The sequence below is a fragment of the Nocardia takedensis NBRC 100417 genome, assembly GCF_000308695.1.
Classification (GTDB): Bacteria; Actinomycetota; Actinomycetes; order Mycobacteriales; family Mycobacteriaceae; genus Nocardia; species Nocardia takedensis.
In genome coordinates this window covers 1-14,738 of record NZ_BAGG01000124.1, presented here as the reverse complement: position 1 = coordinate 14,738, position 14,738 = coordinate 1, and the positions used below count along the sequence as shown (strand labels likewise).

Annotated in this window: 15 protein-coding genes and 1 pseudogene; 7 read left to right on the top strand and 9 right to left on the bottom strand. The window is 68.7% G+C overall.

The window, feature by feature from the left end:
* Window positions 1–47: 47 nt before the first annotated feature.
* From ON30_RS26995 to ON30_RS26980, 4 genes are read right to left on the bottom strand one after another with little or no spacing between them, the layout of a single operon-like run.
* Window positions 48–1,547, bottom strand: coding sequence for a hypothetical protein (locus tag ON30_RS26995; protein WP_040711492.1), 1,500 nt, complete (start codon window positions 1,545–1,547; stop codon window positions 48–50).
* Window positions 1,548–1,584: 37 nt separating this feature from the next.
* On the bottom strand, window positions 1,585–2,346 hold the full coding sequence (locus tag ON30_RS26990; RefSeq protein WP_040711491.1) for an AIM24 family protein: 762 nt from the start codon (window positions 2,344–2,346) through the stop codon (window positions 1,585–1,587).
* A gap of 3 nt (window positions 2,347–2,349) precedes the next feature.
* A complete protein-coding gene (locus ON30_RS26985) occupies window positions 2,350–3,054 on the bottom strand; it encodes an AIM24 family protein (RefSeq protein ID WP_040711488.1) in 705 nt (234 codons plus the stop codon).
* A gap of 10 nt (window positions 3,055–3,064) precedes the next feature.
* The gene (locus tag ON30_RS26980) at window positions 3,065–3,688 is read right to left on the bottom strand and encodes an AIM24 family protein (protein ID WP_040711487.1); all 624 of its coding nucleotides are present in this window, start codon (window positions 3,686–3,688) and stop codon (window positions 3,065–3,067) included.
* A gap of 269 nt (window positions 3,689–3,957) precedes the next feature.
* On the opposite strand from ON30_RS26980, the gene ON30_RS26975 reads away from it, so the two are divergent.
* Window positions 3,958–5,268 carry a TerD family protein gene (locus ON30_RS26975; RefSeq protein WP_040711485.1) on the top strand — a complete coding sequence of 437 codons (1,311 nt, stop codon included), beginning with the start codon at window positions 3,958–3,960 and terminating at the stop codon, window positions 5,266–5,268.
* A 34-nt stretch (window positions 5,269–5,302) separates the two neighbouring features.
* Complete coding sequence (locus tag ON30_RS41805) at window positions 5,303–6,880, top strand: TerD family protein (protein WP_040711672.1); 1,578 nt, start codon at window positions 5,303–5,305, stop codon at window positions 6,878–6,880.
* A gap of 90 nt (window positions 6,881–6,970) precedes the next feature.
* Here ON30_RS41805 and ON30_RS26965 read toward each other — a convergent pair whose 3' ends face one another.
* Both ON30_RS26965 and ON30_RS37830 read right to left on the bottom strand, forming a co-directional pair.
* Complete coding sequence (locus ON30_RS26965) at window positions 6,971–7,567, bottom strand: hypothetical protein (RefSeq protein WP_051030034.1); 597 nt, start codon at window positions 7,565–7,567, stop codon at window positions 6,971–6,973.
* Window positions 7,564–7,830, bottom strand: a complete 267-nt coding sequence (locus ON30_RS37830) for a hypothetical protein (protein ID WP_083911698.1) — start codon at window positions 7,828–7,830, stop codon at window positions 7,564–7,566. The genes ON30_RS26965 and ON30_RS37830 overlap by 4 nt, the downstream gene beginning before the upstream one ends.
* Window positions 7,831–8,005: 175 nt before the next feature.
* Here ON30_RS37830 and ON30_RS40710 point away from each other — a divergent pair, with 175 nt between their 5' ends.
* From ON30_RS40710 to ON30_RS40700, 5 genes are all read left to right on the top strand, one after another.
* Window positions 8,006–8,248 (top strand): maleylpyruvate isomerase N-terminal domain-containing protein, encoded by a 243-nt coding sequence (locus ON30_RS40710; protein WP_218006308.1) that lies wholly within the window; start codon window positions 8,006–8,008, stop codon window positions 8,246–8,248.
* Entirely contained in the window at window positions 8,224–8,448 is a 225-nt protein-coding gene (locus tag ON30_RS40705) for a hypothetical protein (protein WP_040711484.1), read from the top strand. The genes ON30_RS40710 and ON30_RS40705 overlap by 25 nt, the downstream gene beginning before the upstream one ends.
* 93 nt (window positions 8,449–8,541) lie before the next feature.
* Window positions 8,542–8,874, top strand: coding sequence for a helix-turn-helix domain-containing protein (locus ON30_RS26955; protein WP_040711482.1), 333 nt, complete (start codon window positions 8,542–8,544; stop codon window positions 8,872–8,874).
* Window positions 8,871–9,704 carry an ImmA/IrrE family metallo-endopeptidase gene (locus ON30_RS26950; protein WP_040711479.1) on the top strand — a complete coding sequence of 278 codons (834 nt, stop codon included), beginning with the start codon at window positions 8,871–8,873 and terminating at the stop codon, window positions 9,702–9,704. Before ON30_RS26955 ends, ON30_RS26950 begins: the two co-directional genes overlap by 4 nt.
* Before the next feature lie 300 nt (window positions 9,705–10,004).
* Window positions 10,005–10,364, top strand: coding sequence for a PIN domain-containing protein (locus ON30_RS40700; protein ID WP_218006307.1), 360 nt, complete (start codon window positions 10,005–10,007; stop codon window positions 10,362–10,364).
* On the opposite strand, the gene ON30_RS26940 is transcribed toward ON30_RS40700, so the two are convergent.
* The 3 genes and pseudogenes from ON30_RS26940 to ON30_RS40695 form a co-directional block, all read right to left on the bottom strand.
* Window positions 10,357–12,075, bottom strand: coding sequence for a glycosyltransferase family 87 protein (locus tag ON30_RS26940; protein ID WP_373282637.1), 1,719 nt, complete (start codon window positions 12,073–12,075; stop codon window positions 10,357–10,359). The genes ON30_RS40700 and ON30_RS26940 overlap by 8 nt on opposite strands.
* Before the next feature lie 120 nt (window positions 12,076–12,195).
* A complete protein-coding gene (locus tag ON30_RS26935; protein WP_040711477.1) occupies window positions 12,196–14,355 on the bottom strand; it encodes a transglycosylase domain-containing protein in 2,160 nt (719 codons plus the stop codon).
* Window positions 14,313–14,738 (bottom strand): annotated as a pseudogene (locus ON30_RS40695) (hypothetical protein); the annotation flags it as partial. The gene ON30_RS26935 and the pseudogene ON30_RS40695, both read right to left, overlap by 43 nt.

The window sequence follows — 14,738 nt, the reverse complement described above, 5'->3', positions numbered from 1 at the left end:
AGGTGTCGCACGTGTTACTCATTCACTTTTCGCATCAATGGGGCAGGTCAGCGGGCATCGCGCAGGGAGATCAGGCCACCGAGCGTGCCGAGGTAGGCGGCGCCGTCGGGACCCAGCGCGAGACCCGCGTAGTTGTTGTTGAAACCGAAGCCGACACCGGCCAACCGCTGGAACACGACCGCACCCGTGCGGAAGTCCAACGCCGTCCAGTACCAGGGATCGGTGGGCTGCTCGCCCTTGGTGTAGGTGTAGATCAGGCCGGTCGCCAGCGAGAGCTTCGGCACCACGCTCGGCGCGGCCACCGTGTCGTTGGTCCAGGCCAGCGTGCACCCCTGTCCGTCGGCATCGATGTCGACGCGGGCGAAACCGGGAGTGGTGGTGCGCCCGAACATGGTCGACTGCGGGCCGGTGTAGCCGAAATTGTTCTCCACGATCAGCGACCGACCCGCGCCGATCAGCGAATTCTCCGTCGCGCTCGCACCCGGCGCGAACACCGGCACCGCGCACACCTCACGGTCGGTCGCGTCCGGCGCGGTCCGGTAGACGACCACGTTCATCGGGTCGGCGTTGTCGGTGATCGCGACATAGCCGTCCGGCAGCACCGTCGGCGTGGTGCCGGTGCCGTCGTCCACCTGACCCGGTTTGCGCTGACCGCTGTTGGCGTAGACGACCCGCCAGGTGATCTCCGGCGCACCGTCCGCGCCCGCGTCGAAACGCAGCAGTTCACGGTTGGTGGCGACGTAAACGTCGCCGTTCGCGCCGACCGCGAACGAGTTCTCGATCTGACCGTTCTCGCCCTCGCCGAGGCGCAGCACGTGGATCGCGCCGGAGTCCGGATCGAGCGTGCCGACGACGCCGTTGGTCTTGGCGACGAACCAGATCAGCCCGTCGGAGTCCGGCAGCGCGGAATTCAACGTCTCGCCGGGCCGCAGCACGGAGGTCAGGTCGTAGTCGCGCTCCACCACGAATCCGTCGGCCGCCGGGGTCTGCGCGAAGACCAGCAGATGCCCGGTGTTCGTGCCGATCACCGCGCGATCGCGGTTGTCGAGATAGAAGTAGCCGCCCCCGCCGAAATTCGAGAACGCGCCCGGCTTCAGCAGATCCAACGCGTTCCGGCCGGGCAGCGGATGACTGCCCAGCACCGTCAACGTGGTCGGGTCGATCAGATACAGCCCGGTCGACGCGCCGATGCAGGTGGCGACGATACGGCCCGCGCGGTCGAAGGCGATCGACCCGCACTCGCTGGCCAGCAGCAGCGAATCCACCCGCGTGCCGACGCCCAGCGGCCCGGGCCGGGTATAGGTGTCGCTCATCCACCCGTCGTTGTGGATGCCCGAATCGCCGGTGTTCGCGAGGAACGGATGCTGCGGCGCGGGCGTGACACCGCTGACCGGCGCCGGCGTCGCGGGTGCCCCCAGGAATTCGGGGACGCCCGGCCCCGCGGGCACCGACGGGATGGGCGCGGCCGCCGCCACACCGACAGCGCAGGTCAAAGCGGTGGCCAGGCCGACGAACCAGGCGGCCCCGGAGGCGAGGGTGCGCGTCACCCGAGCACCCTAACCGCCGGGGCCGACCCGGCCGCGCTCAGTACTGCTGTTGACCCGCCAACTGCTGGGCGATCACCGACTGGATGCGCTGGAGTCCGCCCACCGTCATCCCGCTCTGCAATTGGCCCTCGATGGTGCGCACCAGCACCGAATCGCTCATCACCTTCTCGCTGGACTGGATCAGCACCGTGCCCGCGCCGGTGAAATCGAACTGCCGCTCCTCACCGGAGTTCACGCCGAAGCGCGCCGCGCCCGCCGCCAGGAAACTCGACACCCACTGGTGGTCGTAGTGATGACTCGGCGACGGACAGTCCGCCCACCCGACCAGCGACTCCGGATCGACCCGCAGCGGCGGTTCGGCGAACATCACCGGGCCGTTGGAGGAGGCCAGGAACTTACCGGTGCCGATCAGGGTCAGGAACCCGGGCACGATCGACTGGTTCAGCGACAGACCGGGATCGAAGGCCAGCAGATTCGCCGCGCGGATCGTCAGATTGCCCTCCTCCAGGTCGTAGGAGTTGATGTTGTAGCCACGGTCGCCGATCAGCAGTTTGCCGTGGCCCTCGACCACCACGTAGTCACCGGTGAACAGCGGCGCCGAGAACTGCTGGGACACCATGTGCATCAACCCGCCGTGCAGGCCGTGGGTCAGCGTCTGGAAGTTCATCTGCCCGTAGTAGGCGATCATCGCGCCCTTGCGCATGAACCACGGTTTGGTCAGATCGATGCAGTAGGCGTAGTCGTTTCCCGGGATGTTGTCGCTCTCACCGAGATTCATGGGACTGAATACCTGGGCCATGGTCTACAACTTCTCCTCGGAGGCCTGCACGTACACGACACCCTGACCGACGCAGTGCAACTGCATCGCCTCGCCCGCGCCGCGGCCCACCGCGTCACGCCAGCTGAGCGCCGACTTCAATTCGGTCTGCACGTTGCCGTAGGCGGCGACGAACGCCTGCGGGTCGACCACGATCGGGTTCGGCCCGCCGACCTGCAACTCCAGGAATCCGCCGTGGGCCAGCAGCACCGCCGAACCCTGACCGCTGAGCTGGGTGGTGAACATGCCCTGACCGGTCAGCGCGCCCGCCGCCGCGCCGCGCAGCGCGCCCATGATGCCGCCGCCGCCACCGCCACCGCCGCCCGAACTCATCACCGAGACGATCGAGCTCTGCAAGCCCGCGCTGTTGGCCAGCAACCGCGACGCCTCGACCCGCAAGGTCGCGCCCGGCTGCATCTGCACCACGTGCACCTCCAGACCGGCCAGCCCGTAGTGCACCTCGCCGTTGCCCTGGGCCAGCATGGTCCGCTCGTGCTCGCCCGCCATCATGCGGCCCGCCATCCCCATCAGACCGCCGCCCACCCCGGGCATGCTCTGCCCGCCCGGGATCTGGTGCGGGGCGAAGGAGACCTGCCCGGTGTAGAACAGCATCGCGCCGGTGCGCGCGACCACGCCGCCCGCCATCCCGACATTGACCTTGACGACCTTGCCGTTGACTTTCTCGAACATCGCCCCGCCCTTACCGTTCCGCCGGCTGGATCAACACCACGCCCTGACCGTCCCAGCGCAGCGAGAACGCCTCGCCCGCGTCCTGGCCGACCATCGTGCGCCACGAGACGTCGGTGACGAAGGACTGCTGGAGATTGCCCTGCGCCGCGACGAACGCGTCCGGGTCCACCACCAGCGGATACTGCGGTGAGACCTCGAGGTGGATGAGCGGGCCGCCCGCCGACAACAAGGCCACCTGACCCTGGCCCGACACCGTGGTGGTGAACAGGCCCGCGCCCGTCGACGCGCCGCGCACGCCCGCGAAACGCACGTCGGTGCGCAGGTTTCCGGCGAAGGCCAGCAACTGCTGGGACTCCACCTGCAAGGTCTCGTTGTTCAGGTTCACGACGGTGACGTCCTGGCCGTTGACGGCGAAGAACACCCGGCCGTTGCCGCCGCACTCCATCAGCGACAGCTTCTCGCCCGTCGCCCGCCGCTTCATCCCGGCCAGAATGCCGTCGCCGCCGCCGAACCCGGCCGACTTGAACTGGACGTTTCCTTCATAGGCGATCATCGAGCCCGCGATCGCCCGGATACTGGTTCCGGACAGATGGGCCTCGATCACCTTCTTCGACTGTTCGAACAGTTGCGCCATGGGGGAGTTTGCCTGCTTAGTAGTCCGGGAATGTGGGAGTCCTCGCCACGTTCCATTCCAGTTCCGCGGGTTTTCCCGCACCCCGTAGATCGCGTGCCGCCACCGCGGTGTATCCACGCGCTCTCCCGTGTGCGGTCACAGTAACCGATCGATCGCCGGTGTTCCCTGTTCACCGGAGTGTCCGTATCGACCCGGCCTTTACCGCAATCGTGGCCCGCCCGTTTCTCGTAGAGTGGCAACCGAACGCACCGACAAGCGAAGGGTCGACCTTGTCCGCAACACTTGCCAAGGGCCAGAACGGTCCGCTGGCCTCCGATGACGTGGTGATCTCCGTCCAGCTGACGGCGCCGGCGGACCTGTCCGCCCTGCTGGTGACCGAACGAGGCAAGGTCAGGTCCGACGCGGACTTCGTGTTCTTCAACCAGCCCAGCGGCCCCGGCGTGCGGCTGCAACCCGCGCCCGCGGGCCAGGCGGCCTCGCTCGCGGTGTCGCTGAGCGCCGTCCCGCAGGACATCGATCAGATCCGCGCCGTCATCACCCTCGACGACGCCTCCAGCAACTTCGGCCAGTTCCCCGCGCCCACCGCGATCGTCGCCGACGGGGCCGGAAACCAGCTGTACGCCTACCAGATCGAGGGCTTGCAGACGGAGTCGATCGTCATCGCGCTCGAGCTGTACCGCCGCCAGGGCTCCTGGAAGGTGCGCGCGGTCGGCCAAGGCTACGCGGGCGGTTTCGCCGCGCTGGTCACCGATCACGGTGTCACCGTCGAGGACTCGCCCGCGCCCGCCGCGCAACCGCAGCAGGCCCCGCCGCCGCCCGTCTACCAACCGCCCGTCGCGCCGCCGCCCACCCAGCAGGCCCCGCAGTACGCGGCCACCGGGCAGAGCTATCCGCCGCCGCCCGGCCCCGGCTACGGCCCGCCCACCGGCAACTACCCGCCCACCGGCCAGAACTACCCGCCGCCCGCGCCGCCGCAACCCACCGGCGAGGTCAGCCTGAGCAAGGACCGACCGGTCAGCCTCCAGAAGGGGCAGCGGGTCACCCTGCGCAAGGAGGGCGGGGCCGCGCTGACCTTCGTCAAGATGGGGCTCGGCTGGGATCCGGTGCAGACCCGCGGCATGTTCGGCAACCGCACCGTCGACATCGACCTCGACGCGTCGGTCATCATGTTCGCCGACCAGAACCCCGCCGACTACGCCTACTACGGTCAGCTCTCCTCCAAGGACGGGTCGATCCGCCACCAAGGCGACAACCTCACCGGCGAGGGCGAAGGCGACGACGAGGTGATCCTGGTCGACCTCACCAGGATTCCCGCGCACATCACCACGCTGATGTTCATCGTCACCTCCTACAAGGGCCACACCTTCGAGCAGGTGCAGAACGCGTTCTGCCGCCTGGTCGACGGCGCCAACAACGCCGAACTCGCCCGCTACACCCTCGCCGGCGGCATGAAGTTCACGGCGATGGTGATGTCGAAGGTGTTCCGGGTCGGCGGCGACTGGAAATTGCAGGCCATCGGCGAAGGGTTCCAGGCCAAGCATCCCGGCGAGGCCATTCCGCAACTCGGCCGCTTCCTGTGAACGCGTGAGGTCGCACGACGAGGTTGAGGACGTGATGCAGTTGAAGGCCGGTCAGAACACGCCACTGACCGGCGGAACCCTAGAATTCACGGCGCGCGCCGACGCCGCGCTGGACGTCTCGGCGCTGGTCGTCGGCGAGAACCTGCGGGTCGCGGACCAGGCGGATTTCGTCTTCTACAACCAGCCCGCCACCGACGGCGTGGTGCTGTCGGACGGCGCGGTCGGCATCACGCCCGCCGAGATCCGCGCCGACGCGAAAGCCGTCCTGCTCGTCGTCAGCGCCGACCCGGCCGCGCCCGACCCCGCCGCCGGACTCGGTTCGGTGACGGTCGCGCTCACCGAGAACGGCGCGGTCACCGCCGAATTCGCGATCACCCCCACCGCGGGCGAGACGGCGCTGATCTGCCTCGAGGTGTACCGGCGCGGACCGGACTGGAAGGTCCGCGCGGTCGGCCAGGGGTACGCGGGCGGACTCGCCGTCCTGCTGCCCGCGCACGGCGTGGAAGTGGACGGCCCCGCGCCCGCCGCCGCGCAACCCGCCCCCGACCACGGCCGCGACACCATCCGCGGCCCGCAACCCGCGCCGCACGCCCCGCCCGCACCGGTCGAGGTCGCGCACGGGCTCGAACGGCTGTGGATGATCTTCGAGGACGCCGCCCGCTCGGCCGCCGCGCTGATCGCCGCCCGCGACTACGCGGCCCAACGACTCGACAGCGAACTGTCCGCCGCCGTCGCCGACCCCGCGACCCGCAACACCCCCGCCGCCGACCAGGCCCGCCGCGACGCGCAGCACCGCGCCGACGAACTCGTCGCGACCGCCGAGACGAGCCACCGGCGCGACGCCGACCAACTCATCCGCGAACTCGCCGAAGCCGACCGGCGACTGCCCGCCGCGCTCGCCTCCTGGAACTCGCCCGCCTGGGACGGACCGCCCCGCGCCAGCGACGGCATCCGCCTGGGTGAGCTGTACGCCGCCGAACGCGGACCGCTGCGCATCCCATACTGCGTCCCCGTACCGCTGACCCGCCCGCTGTGGATCGACACCGAGATCACCGCCGCCGTGGTCCCCGTCGTCGGCGCGCTGCTGGCCCGTCTGCTCGTCGCCGACCCCGCCCGCCGCACCAGCATGGACGTCATCGACCTGACCGGCGCGTTCCGCGACCTCGTCACCCCGCTCGCCGGCCTCCTCAACGGCCCCGTCGTCACCGACCACGCCGACATCTCACCGCGCCTGCAAGCCCTCGCCGACGCCGCCGAACTCGCCGAGATGGCCTACACCAGCGGACATTTCGTCCCGCCCACCGTGCACCGCGTGCTGGTCGCCGCCGATTTCCCGCACGGTTACCAAGCCTCCGACGCCGTCCGCATCGCCTCCCTCATCACCCGCGGCGACCTGATCGGCCTGTCCATCGTCATCGTCGGCAGCGACGAATCCGAATCCGCCGACAGCACCGTCTCCCTGCTCTCCCAATCCTGCCGCCACCTCCCCACCGTCGAAGACACCCCCCTGTTCGACCCCTGGACCTCCAGCGCCTGGCAACTCGCCCTCGACCTCCTCCCCACCGACCCCCACCACCGAGCCCGCCTCCTCCGCACCCCCCACCAATCCTGAACGCGGACCGAAGGCACACTTCCGCATCCGTTCGCTGTGGAATCACCGGGCCGCGTCGCGATTCGGCCCGATGTCGGACGCTCGGCCCGGCTACGACTCGGCTCGCTTGCGCGGCGCTCCACCACGCGACATCGTGCGTCGCGGCGGCTGCACCGCCAACTCGGCCGCGAGATCAGCCGCCGATCGCGCGTCCGCGACACGCTCCGGCCCGCTGATCCGCGCGTCACCGCCCCTGCGTCCGGGGCGGCGATCCCAGCGCGTCGCGAATGCTTCGATGGCCCTCGCATCCCACACCGGCCCGGTTCGCAGGCGGTACAACGGTTCCGGAAATCCCACTGTGCTCTGGAGTTGGTGCACGCGCTGCCGGGAAATCGCCAACATGTCGCCGACCTCCACCGCCGAAACCAACCGCGGAAGGGTGGGTTCGTCGGCCCGGTCGAGATAGGTCCGCTCATCGACCACCTCCGCGCCCGCGGGGTCGAGCCCGGTGATCGGCCGCACGAGCCGTCCGGCCTCTGCCAACGCGCCGACGAGTTCCACCGCATCGATGTAAACCGTCAGCGTGGTTGCCGTACCGGGGAGGCGTCCCGCTGTCGCATCGAGGTCTTCGAGCTCGTCCTCCCAGGAATCGAGCACCTCCCGATCGATCCCATCGGACGCATAGCGCAAGGTCACCACCCACATCATCGATCCCACGCTCCTTCCATCGATGCTCTGCGGCGTTCCGCGCGCTGCTCTTTCTTGCTCGGCGGAGGTACAGGTAACCCGGCGGCCTTCAACTTCACCGTCAGGTCGGCCAACCGGCGACGAGGATTGCTCGGCGTGGCCGGGTACCGGGCGATGTATTCACCGTCCGGGTCGAAGAACCGGGTGTAACCGGCGGCAGTGTCCTCCACCTTCCATCCCTGTGAACGAGCCCAGGTCGCAAGATCCCTGATATCGCTGTTCAAGTTGTTCTCTTCCCCTCCAGGATTGTATAAATCTTGCGGTATGTCAAGCTTTGAAGACTCTACATCGTCAAGGTTTGACTGGGGAAATCGCCGGTCCGTACATGACGCCGGCCACATGACGGCACGAAAGGTGTTCTGCTGTGGTGTAATTCGGGCGTCAGCGGGAGGGGTGGAGATGACCGGTATCAGGGGTGCGTATCTCGAGGCGACGGCGTCGGTGTTGGCGTTGTTGCGGGATCCGGCGGTCGGGGCGGCGTGGGAGCGGCCCAGTGTGCTGAAGGAATTCAGTGTGCGCGGGCTCGCGGGGCATGTCGGGTCGCAGGTGTTCCACGTGGCGCGGGCGTTGAGCAGTGAGACGCCGGCCGATCCGCCATCTCCTTCCTCGGCCGCGCGATGCTCCTGGACGACTTCCTCCTGACCCGCCTGCTCGAACTCGTCGTCCACTCCGACGACCTCGCCCTCAGCGCCGACCTCCCCACCCCGCCCCTCCCGCCGCACGTCTACGAACCCGTCCTCGACCTCCTGACCCGCCTCGCCGTGACCCGCCACGGCCAAACCGCCGTCCTGCGCACCCTCGCCCGCGCCGAACGGGCCCCCACCACCATCGCCGCCATCTGACCAGCGGGCACGCGCAGGTCATTGCTCGTCTGTGTTCCGCGCCGCTACACTGAATCACATCTATCGGAGTGATTCAGACGAGGAGGTCGGCTCATGACCACCGTGGGTGAGCGGATAGAGCGCGCCGGCGTGGCCGCGGGACTGAGTCAACGTGAACTCGCGACGGTGACCGGGATCTCTCAGGCGACCCTGTCGCGGACCATTCGGAACGAGCGGGTGGCGAAAATGAACGAGTTGATCGCGATCGCCGCGGCAACGGGGTATGTCCTGACCGAGCTGACCGGCGCCTCGGAGGTGGTCGGCGAGGTGCGGTGCGCGGCGCGATCGGCGAACGGCGTACCGATGGATTCGATGTACGCGCAGGTGCTGCATTTCATCGAACTCGATGCCTATCTGGATGATCAGTCGATAGCGGCGGTCGTATGAGCGTCGAAGCCGAAGCGCGACGGGAGGCGGTACGGTTCCGGGAATCGCACAACCTGGGTTCCGCGCCGCTCGGCGATCTGGTCACCCTGATCGAGCAGACGGTCGGCGCGGATGTCGCCGTGCTGGACACCGAGCAGGACCAACACGGAATCACCATGCGTCGCGGCGTTGACGGACAGGTCTACATCGCTGTCGCACGTACCCCGCATCCGATGCGTCAGCGCAGCACTCTCGCGCATGAATTGGCCCATGTCGTCTTCGGGGATTGGTCGGGCGCACCGCAGGTCGATTCCACGAATCCGCTCGAGCGTCGCGCGAATGCCTTCGCGCGACACTTGTTGATTCCTCAGGAAGGAATCCGTCAGATGCTCGACGGAGAGCATGTGGGTCAGGGCCGTGCGATGTTGTCGGCTGTCGTCCAGAGATTTCTGGTCTCACCGGCGATCGCGGCCATCGCGATGGAGCAGTGCGCGGTGATCTGCGAAGAGACGAAGGAACAGTGGAAGTCGGTGTCGACGCCCACGTTGGCAGCGGAGTTCGGCTGGCTGGACAGGTATCAGTCGTTGTCGAACGCCTCGAACAGTCGCCGCGCGCCGCAGCGACTGTTGGCCAGAGCCATTTCGGGCTGGATGCGGAACGCGGTGTCCATTCAGACCGTCGCGACCTTGCGAGGGTTGAACGCGACCGAGGTCGAGAACGAGTTGCGGCAGGCCGGTCTACGGCCGGTCGAGCAGACATCGGCGCCGAGGTGGAGCAGCGCCTCCGATCTGCCCGAGGTCTCGATTGATATGGAGGAGTTCGATGCCGCCATGAATCGCGGTATCGAGTGAGCGAACGACCGGTCATCGACGCGGGTCCTGCTCTCAACTTCCTTGCCACACATCAGACCCGACTGTTGATCGGGGTGCTGGGCAAACTCAGCACCCCGGAGACGGTCGAGGCCGAAGTGCTCAGGAAGTCGAAATCCGATCCGAGATTCGCGGCGGTCGAGAAAGAATGGTCGAAGTTGACTCCGACCTATATGGCCGTCCTTTCCGACGACTGGCCGGAGTTGCACTCGGTTGTGCGGCGCTTGGCGGGGATCACGATGCGCGAGCGGCGGAAGCAGGCGAAGGACTTGGGGGGAGTTGATGGTTGTCGCCCATGCGCTCGTCAAGGCCGAACAGGGACAGGACGTCACAGTGATCATCGATGATCGGGCCGGTGCCCGGATGGCGGCCGTCGAAGCGAGTCACCTCGATCACCGCCGCGCCACCGGAACGTCGGTGGGCCGAATCCGACTGGTCGATACCGTGACGATCCTCGAGGCGGCGGCGCGGAAAGGACTGGTGCCTGGCAGGTCACAGATGCGCGATATCTACGGACGGTTGCGCGGCCTGGATGACGGTTTGGCCCCCATCGAGACAACGCCCCTGATGGACAGGCGTCTGTGGGCTCCGTCCGCGCCTGTCCGAGTTCCCGCTGATACCGATCGGTCCGGCGTCAAGTGACCTTGGTGGGGGGTTTGTGGGGGCGGAGGAAGGTGGGGAGGGGGGAGTCGGGGTCGGGGGCGCGGTTGAGGATTCCGCCTACGGGGTCGTCGTGGTGGTCGTGGCGGACGAGGTCTTCTTCGGGGTGGTGGATCTGGCGCAGGATGAGGGCGCAGAGGGCGAGGACGGCGAGGTCGCGGAGGACGACGGTGGCGGTGAACCACTGTTCGGGGAGACCTTTTCGGTCGAGGCCGAGGTAGTAGAACATGCGGGGGACCCAGACCAGGGCGTCGATCGTCATCCAGGCCAACAGGATTCGGCGGTGCGGGAGGGCGAGGACGGCGAGCGGCACCAGCCACAGGGAGTACTGGGGGCTCCACACCTTGTTGGTGAGCAGGAAGGCCGCGATCAGCAGGAAGCCGAGTTGGGCCAGGCGGGGGCGGCGGGGCGCGGTGAGCGCGAGGTAGGCGATGCCGAGGCAGGCCAGGACGAACAGCAGCAGGGAGACGGCGTTGAGGATGGCGGGGGGTTCGCCGTGGTTCAGGTAGCCGTCGAAGCCGGGCCAACCGGTGAACGAGGTGATGACGTTGTAGATCGAGTCGGGGTCGGCGTGGCGGGTGGTGTTGAGGCGGAAGAACTCCCGCCACCCGGCGGGGTAGAGGGCGGCGATCGGCAGGTTGACGGCGATCCAGGTGCCTGCGGCCGCGCCGACGGTGACGCCGGCGGCGCCGAGGGGGCGGCCGCTGAGGTGTTCGATGCGGGCGGGGGTCTGGCGCAGCCAGGTGGTGGCGGCGTCGAGGCTGTCGATGTCGCCCATCCGGATCAGGCCGGATTGGCCGAACGGGGTGCGGCGCAGCGAGTCCGCGCGCAGGCACAGGATGACCAGGGGGCCGAGCAGTAGCAGCGGATACAGTTTCGCGGCACCGCCGAGGCCGAGCAGGACACCGGCCAGGACGGGGCGCCGCCTGGCCCAGGCGAGCAGGCCGGTGGCGGCGAACGCGGTGGCGATGGCGTCGAAGTTGGTGAACGCGTGTACCAGGACCAGCGGTGAGCAGGCGATGAGCGCGACGTCCCAGATGCGGCGGCCCGCGAGCATCGAGGACGCCCAGATGGTGACCAGCCAGGCGAGCGCGAGCCCGACGGCGATCACATTGAAGTAGATGACCACTTGCAGCGCGCCGGGCAGCGGCAGCGCGTCCCAGGTCTTGGCGATCTGCATCCCGACGTACTGGTAGAGCCCGGACAGCACCGGATATTCCATGTAGCGGGTCTCGGTGCCGCCGTCGGGGGTTTCCTCGGTCCACTGTTTCTTGTACGGGAACGCGCCCTCGTCGAGGCGTTCGGCGCCGTAGAGCGGCACCGTGTCGGAGTAGCACATCGCGATGTACTGGCGGCCGTCGTGCCAGTCGAGGGTGGGGCGGCCGTCGGGGCCGGGGGTCTGTTGGATGCAGCCCGCTTTGCCCGCCCAGCCGAGCGCCAGGAAGACCAGCGCGAGCATGAACAGCACGCGCAGCGGCGTCCAGAACCGGACGCGGCCGAGGAGCGCGTGGTCGCCGACCGGGCCGCCGACGATGGTGGACAGTTGCGCTGTCATCGGGTCGGTGCGGCTGGGCCGGTCGCGGTCGTCGGCGGAACGCAGATCGGGCGCTATCGGCGCGGGCGAGACGAACTGTGGCCCATCGGCCTGCCCCCCGTGGTCGGGCGGTGCGATTGCGTCCGCACGCTCATCCACCAGTCGCTGATCGGTCACGGTCCGAGGCTACCGGGCGTGCGGTGGCGGTCGCGGAGCACGGGCCGCGGACGCGACGCGGCCCGGTCCCCTGGGGGAACCGGGCCGCGAAGCGTGTGCGGGTCAGCGCGGGATGGTGCCGTAGTTGCCCTGACCCTCGGAGTCGTTGCCGTTGCCGTTGCCCGGTCTGCTGCCGGTGGTCGGCTGCGCCCCGTTGCTCGGCGCGATCGGCTGACCGGGCATCGGCCCCGGGTCCTGTTCACGCGAGGGCTGTTGTTGCTGGGACTGCGGATTGGGCTGCACGCCGGGCACCGGGATGGTGATGCCGGGCAGGATCTCGACCTGGGTCGGCGCGATGACCACAGGCGGCGCGAAGGTCGACTCGGTGGTCGAGGGCGGGGTGTAGGGCGCGGTCCATTCCGGTACGCCGGACTGTCCCTTGATCGGGGCCGGTTTCGGGAAGTTCTCGTTGGGCGTGCCCGACAGCGCGCCGTCCATGGTGAGCTTCCAGATGTCCGACGGCAGGCTGGAGCCGTAGATCATCGACCCCGCGTAGTTGCGCAGCGGGGTGTTGTCGACGCTGCCGACCCACACGGCGGTGGACAGCGACGGCGTGTAGCCGACCATCCAGGCGTCCTTGTTCTCGCCGGTGTCGAGCAACTGCGCGGTACCGGTCTTGGCGGCCGATTCGCGACCGCCCGCGAGTCCGTGGTTGCGCGAGTAGCCGGCGATCGGCTTCATCGCGGCGGTGGCGTTGTCGGCGACGGCCGCGGAGACCCGCTGTTCGCCCGCGACGTCACCGCGGTCGAGCAGCACCTGCCCGTCGGCGGTGACGACCTTCTGCACGAAATGCGGCGCGTGGTACATGCCGGAGGCGGCCAGGGTGGCGTAGGCGGAGGCCATGTCCAGCGGACGCGCCTGGTACTGGCCGAGCACGATGCCGTTGTTCGGGCCGGAGCCGTCGGGTTCGGTCAGGGTGGCGCCGACGCCGGGGATCTCCTTGGGGATGCCGAGCTTGTGCCCCATGTCGGCGATCTTCTGCGGACCGTTGCCCATGTCCAGCTGCATCCGGTAGAAGCTGGTGTTCAGCGACCGTTTCAACGCTTCGGCGATGGTGCAGGTGCCGCACTGCTCGCCTTCGACGTTGGTGATCTTGATGCCGTTGATCGACAGCGGCGAGCTGTCGTACATCTGCGACAGCGGGACGCCCTGTTCGAGGTTGGCGGCCAAGCCGATCACCTTGAACGAGGAACCGGTCTGCAAGCCCGCGTTGGCGAAGTCGTAGCCCTGGCCGTCGGCCCCGCCGTAGTAGGCGCGCACCGCGCCGGTGCGCGGGTCGATCGACACGACCGCGGTCCGTAACTGTTCGGGTTCGCCGTCCATCTTCGAGGTGGCCGCGTTGACCGCCGCCTCCTGCGCCTTCGGGTCGATCGTGGTGGTGATGTTCAGGCCGGCGGTGTTGAGTTGCTGTTCGCTGATGCCCGCCGAGGCCAGTTCCTTGAGCACCTGGGTCTTGATCAGCCCTTCCGGGCCGGTGTCGAGGGTCTTGTCCTGGGTGGCTGCGTTGGGCTGCACGGCCGGGTAGACCATGCCCTGACGTTCGGCGGCCTGGAGGTTGCCGCCGTCGACCATGCCGTCGAGCACGTATCCCCAGCGGGTCTTGGCGCCTTCGGGGTTCTTCTCCGGGTCCAGCAGCGAGGGCAACTGGATGGTGGCGGCCAGCACCGCGCCTTCGGCGACCGACAGTTCCTGCACGGGCTTGCCGAAGTACGCCTTGGCGGCGGCGTCGATGCCGTAGGCGCCGCGGCCGAAGTAGATGGTGTTCAGGTAGGCGGCGAGGATTTCGTCCTTGCTCCACTGGCGCGCCATCTTCGCCGAGATGACGAGTTCGCGCATCTTTCGGGTGAGCGAGCGTTCGTCACCGACCAGCGCGTTCTTCACGTACTGCTGGGTGATGGTCGAACCGCCGCCCGCGCTCTCGCGGCCCAGCACGTTGTCGCGCGCGGCGCGCACGAAACCGCTGATGGAGAAGCCGGGGTTGCTGTAGAAATCGCGGTCCTCGGCGGCGATGACGGCGTTGCGCACGTGCGGCGGGATCTGTTCGATCGTCACATCGGTGCGGTTGCCCTGCGGCGGGACCACCTTGCTGAGCACGGTGGAGCCGTCGGTGGCGTAGATCGTCGCGACCTGATTGGTTTTCAGGTCGCCCGGTTCGGGTACCGAGACGGTGCTGTAGGCGATCAGGAAGACGGTGCTGGGCAGCACGATGGCCAAGGCCACCATGACGTAGAGGACGCGACGAACGATCTTCCAGGGGAATTTGCGCTTCTGTCCGGGGCCGCGCTTGCCGCCGCCGGGGCCGCTCGCGTCACCGCTGCCGCGGCGGGGCGGGGGCCGGAGGGCGGTCCGCCCGCGGTGGCGGCGCGGCGTTCGCCGGTGCCCGTGCCGTTGACGCGGCGGGCTCCGGTGTTGCGGTCATCGACGGTGGGGCGTGCGCCGGTGGTGGGCCGCGCGCCAGCAGGCCGCGGGCCGGTGGTGGGGCCGGTGCGGCGTTCGCGGTCGGCGACGGCTTCGCTCAGCGAACCGGGGCGACCGTTGGCGGGGCGTCCCTCCTGGCCGGGACGCGCGATGCGCTGGGTGGCCTGCGGGGCGCCGGGAGCCTGCGG

Excerpts from the sequence above, each read along its gene's own strand:
- ON30_RS40710 (WP_218006308.1), top strand. The coding sequence starts at position 8,006 with ATGACCGGTATCAGGGGTGCGTATCTCGAGGCGACGGCGTCGGTGTTG.
- ON30_RS26980 (WP_040711487.1), bottom strand. The coding sequence starts at position 3,688 with ATGGCGCAACTGTTCGAACAGTCGAAGAAGGTGATCGAGGCCCATCTG.
- ON30_RS26950 (WP_040711479.1), top strand. The coding sequence starts at position 8,871 with ATGAGCGTCGAAGCCGAAGCGCGACGGGAGGCGGTACGGTTCCGGGAA.
- ON30_RS26990 (WP_040711491.1), bottom strand. The coding sequence starts at position 2,346 with ATGGCCCAGGTATTCAGTCCCATGAATCTCGGTGAGAGCGACAACATC.
- ON30_RS40700 (WP_218006307.1), top strand. The coding sequence starts at position 10,005 with ATGGTTGTCGCCCATGCGCTCGTCAAGGCCGAACAGGGACAGGACGTC.
- ON30_RS41805 (WP_040711672.1), top strand. The coding sequence starts at position 5,303 with ATGCAGTTGAAGGCCGGTCAGAACACGCCACTGACCGGCGGAACCCTA.
- ON30_RS40705 (WP_040711484.1), top strand. The coding sequence starts at position 8,224 with ATGCTCCTGGACGACTTCCTCCTGACCCGCCTGCTCGAACTCGTCGTC.
- ON30_RS26965 (WP_051030034.1), bottom strand. The coding sequence starts at position 7,567 with ATGATGTGGGTGGTGACCTTGCGCTATGCGTCCGATGGGATCGATCGG.
- ON30_RS26985 (WP_040711488.1), bottom strand. The coding sequence starts at position 3,054 with ATGTTCGAGAAAGTCAACGGCAAGGTCGTCAAGGTCAATGTCGGGATG.
- ON30_RS26935 (WP_040711477.1), bottom strand. The coding sequence starts at position 14,355 with ATGGTGGCCTTGGCCATCGTGCTGCCCAGCACCGTCTTCCTGATCGCC.
- ON30_RS26955 (WP_040711482.1), top strand. The coding sequence starts at position 8,542 with ATGACCACCGTGGGTGAGCGGATAGAGCGCGCCGGCGTGGCCGCGGGA.